The sequence below is a fragment of the Nonomuraea lactucae genome (assembly GCF_003313395.1).
Taxonomy (GTDB): domain Bacteria; phylum Actinomycetota; class Actinomycetes; order Streptosporangiales; family Streptosporangiaceae; genus Nonomuraea; species Nonomuraea lactucae.
In genome coordinates, this window is sequence record NZ_QNFZ01000596.1 from 1 (window position 1) to 2,153 (window position 2,153).

The 2,153-nt window shown below is 75.0% G+C and carries 2 protein-coding genes; both read right to left on the minus strand.

The genetic code is table 11. The features are described 5' to 3' along the window. A partial coding sequence (locus tag DQW85_RS24015; protein WP_275888247.1) for an inositol monophosphatase family protein occupies window positions 1-486 on the minus strand: 486 nt, incomplete at its 3' end. Next, a partial coding sequence (locus DQW85_RS24020; protein ID WP_240197389.1) for a S9 family peptidase occupies window positions 486-2,153 on the minus strand: 1,668 nt, incomplete at its 5' end. The genes DQW85_RS24020 and DQW85_RS24015, both read right to left, overlap by 1 nt.

Sequence of the window (2,153 nt, forward strand, 5' to 3'; positions counted from 1 at the left end):
CCTGCCCGCCGCGTAGCCGAACCCCGTCGCCACCAGCGCCCGCTCCAGCGGCACGCCGGTGTTGCAGCGCAGCGGCTCGCCGCCGAGCCGGGCGCCCTCGCCGAGCGCCGCGGTGAACACCTCGCCGCGCGGCGGGACGTTGACCACTCCGGCGACGACCCGGCCGTCCACCTCGACGGCGATCGAGACCGCCCACTCGGGCAGGCCGTACAGGAAGTTGACCGTGCCGTCGACGGGGTCGACGATCCAGCGCACGCCGGAGTCGCCGCCCGCCTCGCCGCCCTCCTCGCCGAGGATCCGGTCGCCGGGCCTGGCCGCCTGGACGCGGGCGCGGATCAGCCGTTCGGACGCCCGGTCCAGGGCGGTGACCACGTCGGTGGGGCTGGACTTGGTCTCGACGTCGCGCGACATCGTGGGGCGCTTGGCGAGCAGCATGTCGCCCGCCTCGCGGGCGATGTCCTCGGCCAGCCGTACGTAGTCGGGCATCACGCCACCGAGTCCGGGCGCTTCCACTCCTGGCCGAGCACGTGCTGCGCGAGGAAGGACAGGACGGTCTCGTACCAGGCGACGATGTTGCCCGGCTTGAGTATCCAGTGGTTCTCGTCGGGGAAGTAGAGGAACTTCGCCTCGGCGCCGGTGCGCCGCAGGTCCCACCACAGGCGCAGCGCCTCGCCGATCGGCACCCGGTAGTCCTTGTCGCCGTGGATGACGAGCATGGGGGTGCTGATCCGGTCGAGGGCGTGGTGCGGTGAGAGCCTGGCGTAGCGCTCGGAGCCCGGGGCGCCGAACTCCCGCTGCCAGTACATGGGGGCGTCGGTGGTGCCGGCGAACTGGTCGAGGTGCCAGAGCGAGGCGTGGGTGACGACGGCCTTGTAGCGGTCGGTGTGCCCGGCGACCCAGTTGGCCATGTAGCCGCCGAACGAGCCGCCCATCGCCGCGGTGCGCTCTGCGTCGATGTCGTCCCTGGCCACGGCCGCGTCCACGACGGCGTCGAGGTCGGCCATGGTGCGCGGGCCCCAGTCGCCCCAGCCGCGGTCGATCATCTCCTGGCCGTAACCGGTGGACAGGCACGGGTCCGGCATGAGGACGGCGTAGCCGCGCTCCGCCATGATCCAGGCCTGCCAGCGCCACTGCCAGTCGTTCCACGAGCCGACCGGTCCGCCGTGGATCCACAGCAGCAGCGGCGCCGGGCTCGCGGCCGAGGCGCCCTCGGGCAGCACCAGCCAGCCGCGGACGGTGGCGCCGTCGTCGGCGGTCGCGGAGATCTCGGTGAGCGCGCCGGGCACCTCCGGGCGCGGAGCGGGCGAGGGCAGTTCGGCGACCTCGCCGGTGACGGCGTCGATCCGGGCCGGTCCCGGCGCGCGGTCGACGCCACTGCGCAGCGCGTACACGAAGCGCCCGTCGGGCGAGGGGCTGAGCCCGAGGTACGAGGAGTCGTCCGGGGTGAGCCTGCTCACCTCTCCGTCCAGCGGGACGCGGAAGACCGGGCGGCGGCCCCGGTGGTCGGCGGCCAGGTAGACGGCCGAGGAGTCGGGCGCCCACGCGACGTCCAGCGGGAACAGGTCGGGCGCGTGGGCGCGGCCCTCGCCGGTGGTCAGGTCGCCGATCCACAGCTCCCAGCGCGCGGACACGTCCAGACCGGTGTGCCGCTCGCGCGAGCAGGCGACGCGCGTGCCGTCGGGCGAGATCGCGAGCGGGCCGGTGAAGTCGGCGCCGTCGTCGGCGAACAGCACGCGGCGCGCGCCGCTCGCCACGTCGATCGTGACCAGCTCGGTGCGCAGCCGGCCGAGCGGCAGGTGGATCCGCCAGGTCGCGACCACAGTGGAGCCGTCGGGCGTCAGCTCGAACGCGACGTCGCGCAGGCCCTCGCCGGGGGCGGGCGTCAGGTCGCGGACGTCCTCCAGCCGCTCCCCGTCGCCGAGGCGGCCGGCGAACAGCCGGGTGCGGCCGGGGCCGAGGTCGTGGTCCCAGTAGCGCACCGGGGTGTCCTCGTGCAGGATCGCGCTGATCCCGGCGTCCTTGCGGGCCTTGCGGCGCTCGGCCTCGGCGGCCTCCTCGCCGTCGAGCACGTCGGAGGCGAACACGACCACGTCGCCGCCCGTGCGGAACGCGGCGACGCCGCCGGGGCGGGAGGCCACCTGGCGCGCCTCGCC